Annotated in this window: 7 protein-coding genes; all 7 read left to right on the top strand. The window is 64.1% G+C overall.

What is annotated here, in order from left to right; genetic code table 11:
• Positions 1-638 (top strand): ABC transporter ATP-binding protein (locus Q7O77_RS14100; RefSeq protein WP_304168496.1); only part of this gene is annotated, 638 nt, incomplete at its 5' end.
• A 1-nt stretch (position 639) separates the two neighbouring features.
• Complete coding sequence (locus Q7O77_RS14095; protein WP_304168494.1) at positions 640-1,413, top strand: ABC transporter permease; 774 nt, start codon at positions 640-642, stop codon at positions 1,411-1,413.
• Between the two features lies 1 nt (position 1,414).
• Positions 1,415-2,410, top strand: coding sequence for an ABC transporter substrate-binding protein (locus Q7O77_RS14090; protein WP_304168492.1), 996 nt, complete (start codon positions 1,415-1,417; stop codon positions 2,408-2,410).
• A 21-nt stretch (positions 2,411-2,431) separates the two neighbouring features.
• Positions 2,432-3,448, top strand: a complete 1,017-nt coding sequence (locus Q7O77_RS14085) for a zinc-binding dehydrogenase (protein ID WP_304168490.1) — start codon at positions 2,432-2,434, stop codon at positions 3,446-3,448.
• Positions 3,449-3,479: 31 nt separating this feature from the next.
• A complete protein-coding gene (locus tag Q7O77_RS14080) occupies positions 3,480-3,899 on the top strand; it encodes a PaaI family thioesterase (protein ID WP_304168487.1) in 420 nt (139 codons plus the stop codon).
• A 10-nt stretch (positions 3,900-3,909) separates the two neighbouring features.
• Entirely contained in the window at positions 3,910-4,698 is a 789-nt protein-coding gene (locus Q7O77_RS14075; RefSeq protein ID WP_304168484.1) for a VOC family protein, read from the top strand.
• Positions 4,695-5,542: class I adenylate-forming enzyme family protein (locus Q7O77_RS14070; protein ID WP_304168481.1), on the top strand; the 848-nt coding region annotated here is incomplete at its 3' end. The genes Q7O77_RS14075 and Q7O77_RS14070, both read left to right, overlap by 4 nt.

Here is a 5,542-nt window from a genome sequence, read left to right as displayed (position 1 = left end):
TGGCGCTGATCGGCCCGTCCGGCTGCGGGAAAAGTACCCTGCTCAACATCCTGTCCGGGCTGGAAGACGCCGATCGGGGGACGCTGATGATTCAGGGCGAACCCGCCGCCCACTTCCGGCACTGGCAGCGCATCGGCTATCTGTTTCAGGAAGATCGCCTGTTGCCGTGGCGCAGCGTGCAGCAAAACGTGAATTTCGGTCTGGAGACGCTGCGGCTCACTCCGACCGAACGGCGACGTCGGGTGACCGAGGCGCTGGAACTGGTGGGGCTGTCCGCCTTCGCCCGCTACTGGCCCTATCAGCTCTCCGGCGGCATGCGCAGCCGGGTCGCGCTGGCGCGCAGTCTGGTCACGCAGCCGGAGATCCTGCTGATGGACGAACCCTTCTCCAAACTGGACCCGCAAACGCGCAGCACCATGCACGACGAAATTCTGCGCATCCAGCGTCTGACCGGAATGGCTATCGTGCTGGTCACGCACGAAGTCGAAGAGGCCGTCGTGCTGGCGAACCGGGTGATGATATTTAAACCCAATCCCGGCCGCGTCCATCATATCCAGCACATTGAGCTCGCGCGCCCGCGTCTGCCGACCAGTCAAGCGGTCAGCGAACAGGTTCGTCTGCTGCGGATGGAGGTCTGACATGACGCACTCACGTTCGCTGTCCACGCTGATCTTACAGCGCGTCACTCTGCTGGCAATTTTCCTGCTGGCGTGGTGGTTACTGGCGCTACGGATGCCCGCCTTCATCTTGCCGGGGCCGGAAAAAACCGCGCAGGCGCTGGCCATGCTGTGGCGTAGCGGCACGCTGCTGGAGGACGTCGGCATCACGCTGTCGCGCGTGGCGTTGGGCTTTGCTTTCGCGACGCTGGTCGGTACGCCGTTGGGCTTGGCGCTCGGCGCGAGTCGCCGTCTGGCGCAATTTTTCGAGCCGCTGCTGGCGGTGTTCAACAGCGTCTCTTCGGCCATCTGGGCGATCTTCGCCATTATCTGGTTCGGCATCTCCAACGCGACGACGGTGTTCGTAGTGTTCATGACCGCGATGCCGCTGATCCTGACCAACGTCTGGCAGGGCGCGCAAACGGTGGAGTCGCAGTATCTCGAACTGGCGCGCAGCTTCCGCATGAACCGCTGGCAGACGCTGCTGAAAATCTACCTGCCGACGATCCTGCCCTACTTCTTCTCCGGCGCGCGACTGGCCTTCGGCTTCGGCTGGCGCGTCTCGCTGGTGGCCGAAACGCTGGGCGCGTCCAACGGCATCGGCTATCGCCTGCGACAGGCGGGCGATCTGGTTCAAACCGATCAGGTCTTCGCCTGGACGGTACTTCTGGTCTCTCTCATGCTGCTGCTAGAGGGGGGCATTCTTAAACCGCTGGAACGGCGTTTGTTCCGCTGGAAAAAACTGACCCGGGAATAACATGATGAAAATAAAAGTGGTTGCGGCCCTGATGGTCGCGGGGACGCTGTTCGCCCATGCCGCCTCGGCGGCGGAGAAAGTCCGCATCGGCTACTGGACCAGCGGCGTCAGCCTCGGGTACGGCGCCGTGCTGGAAAGCACCGAGTTTCTGGCGCGTCACGGCATCGACGCCGAATTCATTCATTTCCCCGACGTCAACGCGCCGGTGAAGGCGCTGGCCTCCGGCTCTATCGATCTGGCCTTTGGCGCGCCGCTGGCCGGGATCTTCAGTACCGCCGCCGAGGGCGTGCCGGTGAAGATTTTCGCCGCTACGCAGCCCGCCGACGTCCAGTTTGTCGTTCCGCAAGACTCTCCCATCACCTCGCTGGCGCAGTTGAAAGGGAAGAAAATCGGCATGTCGCCTGCCGGCTCCTCGGTCGCGGTGATCGCCAGCGCCATCCTTAGCCGCAACTATGGCATCAAGCCCGCGGACTTCTCGTTGGTCGGGGGCAACGAGTCACGGCTGGCGCAGTTCCTCTCGCAAAAGCAGGTGGACGCCGCCGCGCTGCGTTCGGTCACCATCGGACAGCTGGACGATCTGCACACCCGACCGCTCGGCAGCTTCGCAGACGAGTGGCGGAAAATTACGCACAGCGACGCGGTCCCCTACATCGGCGTGGGCGCCGTGCGCAGCGATTTTATCGAACAGCATCCCGACGCCGTGGCCCGCGTGATTGCTTCGCTGCGCGATACGCTGAGTTGGGGTCAGGACCATCCGCAACAGGTGGTGCAACTGCTACAAACCCAAGCCAATCTCCCCCGCAAAGACGCCGAAGTCTATGTCGGCCGTTGGCAAAGCATGAACCGCCTGTCGTTTGAACCGGCGGATATCGACACGCTGAAACTGCAGCACAAGGTGTTCCTCGACAGCGGCGCCATCAAAGGCACGCTGAACGACAACCTATTCGTGACCGGTCCTTACCAGCAGTCAAAAACCATTGCCCCTCAGGCCAACTAACCGCCCGACAGGAGACTTTTCGTGAGCAAAACCATGAAAGCGCTGGTGCTGACACAGCACGGCGATCTTGACCAGCTACAGGTCGTTGACACACATCCGCGGCCGACGCCGCAACCCGGCCACGTCGTGCTGCGCGTGGGCGCCTCGTCGTTCAACTATCACGACGTCTTCACCGTGATAGGCATGCCCGGAATCACTATTCCACTGCCCGTAGTTCCGGGGCTGGATCTGGCGGGCACCCTCGTCGACATCGGCGACGGCGTCGACGGCTGGCGCGTGGGCGACCGCGTGCTGGTCAATCCGCTCAAGCCAAACGTCGGGCTGATGGGCGAAATGATTGACGGCGGTATGGCCGAGTACGCGCTGGCCGACGCCGCCCAGCTGATCGCCCTGCCGGATAGCGTCAGCTTCGCTCAGGCGGCGGCGTTGCCGGTCGCCTACGGCACCGCGCATCGCATGCTGATCACCCACCACACGATCAAGGCGGGCGACCGTGTGCTGATCCTCGGCGCCAGCGGCGGCGTCGGTTCCGCCTGCGTGGTGCTGGCGAAACGACTCGGCGCGGAGGTCATCGCCTGCGTGGGCAGCGATGAAAAAGGCGAAGCGCTGCGGGCGCTGGGTGCCGATCACATCGTGAACTACCGGGACACGGACTTCTCCCGCTGGGCCATAGCCACCTTCGGCAAGCCCCAGCGGCGCACCTATGAAGGCGGCATGGACGTGGTCATCAATTTCACCGGCGGGGACACCTGGCGTCCGTCGCTGCGCTGTCTGAAACGCGGCGGCCTGCTGCTGGTCTGCGGCGCGACCGCCGGATACGACCCGCAGGAGGATTTACGCTACGTGTGGAGCTTCGAGCTGAACATCAAAGGCTCCAACAGCTTCTACCAGGAAGATTTGGTCGCCCTCATCGACAAAGTCGCACGCGGTGAAATCGACCCGCTGATTGACCGCATTATCCCGCTGGAACAGGCGGCGGAAGGGCTGAGGCTAATCCGAGATCGCGAAGTCCTCGGCAAGGTTATCGTGACGCCCTGAGGGCGATTCTCCGACTAAAAAGGTAAAGCCCATGACGCAGTCCTCTACACCCTTAGATATCGCCGACGTTCAGGCCCGCCTGCTGGCAGGCCCTTATCATCAGTGGCTTGGCCTGAGCGTTGTCGCCGTCAGCGACGGCGAGATTGAGCTCACCGCGCGCTGGCGTGAAGAGTGGGTCGTTAATCCGGCCGGCGGCTACACCCACGGCGGCATCCTCGCCGCCCTCATCGACCTCACCGCCGACTGGGCGCTGGTGGCCTTTACCGGCCGCGGCGTGCCCACCCTGAATCTGCACGTTGACTATCACCGTCCGGCGCGCGGCGATCTGCGCGCCCGGGGTCGGGTGATCAAACTCGGCAAACAGGTTTCCTGCGCGGAAGCCGAGCTGTTTGACGCCGAGGGACGTCTGGTCGCCAGCGGCCGCGGCCTCTATTCAACGGCGACCGCGTGAGGCACAGACGATGACGCTTTCCCTGGACCATGTGGTGCTTAATGCCCGATTCGACACCGACCGGGCTGCGACCCTGCTGCAACAGCTGGGCTTTACGCTCACGCCGCGCGGTCGCCACTCGTTGGGGTCGATCAACCATCTCATCATGTTCGAGGGTCACTATCTGGAGATCCTTGGCCTGCCGCCGGACGAAGCGCCTCGGCGGCGGGAACTGCTGGATGGGCCGGGCGGTCTGGACGGGCTGGTGTTCGGCAGTCAGGACATCGACGCCAGCGCCGACCGGCTACAGACGGCGGGATTCGCCACCCAGCCGGTCAGCCACTTCTCACGCCCCGTCACGGTGGACGGACACGCGCTGGCGGCGCGTTTCAGCACCGTGCATCTCGCCGCAGGCAGCTTCAGCGCCGGGCGCATCTATTTCTGCCAGCATCATACGCCGGAGCTGGTCTGGCGCGATCCGTGGCTACGGCATCCGAACGGCGTCACGCGCATCGGCCAGTTGACCGTGGTGGGCCGCGATCCGGACGCGCTTGCGCAGCAGTATCGGGCGCTGGGCGCGCTGACGCCGTCATTCTCGCTGGCGTTTCTCCCTCATGACGCCTTTGCGCAACGCTATCCCTCGCTGATCGCCCTCGACGACGCGTGCGACAGCCAGTTCGCGGCGCTTCGTTTTCACGGCGGCGACCGTCCACAAATCGCTGAAAACGCGCGGGCGCTCGGCTTGCCGGTCAGCGAACGGTCCGAACAACTGGTCGTCGCGCTCCCGATGTTCAACAACCTACTCGAGTTTCTGCCATGACCGCTCGTAACCTCGGCGTACTGGACACCAATCTGCGCGACAGCTCGTTGACGGCGCTCATCGCCCCGCAGGATGAAGGGCCCGCCCTCACCTACCGCTATGAGCAGCTCAATCAACAGGCCGATGCCATCGGTCGCGCGCTGCTGGCGCGTGGATTCGAACCGGGCAGTCGGGTGGCCATTCTGGGACTGAACTCCATACCCTATATCGCCGCGTTGCTCGGTATCCTGCGCGCCGGACTGGTCGCGGTCCCGGTCAATATCAAGCTGCCGACCGACACCCTGCACGCGATTTTGCGAGATAGTGGCGCCGTGCTGGCCTTCGCCGACGAGGCGCAGCGACACCGCCTCCCGCCCGCGCTGCCGTGCGTCTCCTTCAGCGATGACGCGTTGCACGCGTTTGCCGACCCCGGACCGTTGACGCCGTATCAGGCGCGTCCGCAGGATCTGGCGCTGCTGCTGTACACCTCCGGCTCCAGCGGGATGCCCAAAGGCGTGCGTCTAACGCATGACAGCCATCGATGGGTCGTCCAGACGCGCCGCGACGCAGGCGAACTAGAGGGAGAACGGCTGCTGATCGCCGCGCCGTTTTACCATATGAATGCGCTGGCGTTGATCCTGTTATCGCTGGCAAGCGGCGTCAGCGCGGTGATCCTGCCGCAGTTCACCGCCCCGGCCTACATTCGCGCCATTCATGACTTTCGCTGTAGCTGGTTGACCGCCGTGCCGCCGATGATCGCCATGATGCTGCGCGAGAAAGCCTTGTTGGCGAGCAGCGACGTGTCCTGCGTGCGTGTGGTGCGGATGGGATCGGCGCCGGTCAGCGCCAGCCTGCTGACGCAAAT

This window comes from Lonsdalea britannica (genome assembly GCF_946477055.1).
GTDB classification, from domain to species: domain Bacteria; phylum Pseudomonadota; class Gammaproteobacteria; order Enterobacterales; family Enterobacteriaceae; genus Lonsdalea; species Lonsdalea britannica_A.
This window is presented reverse-complemented; position numbering and strand designations above follow the sequence as displayed.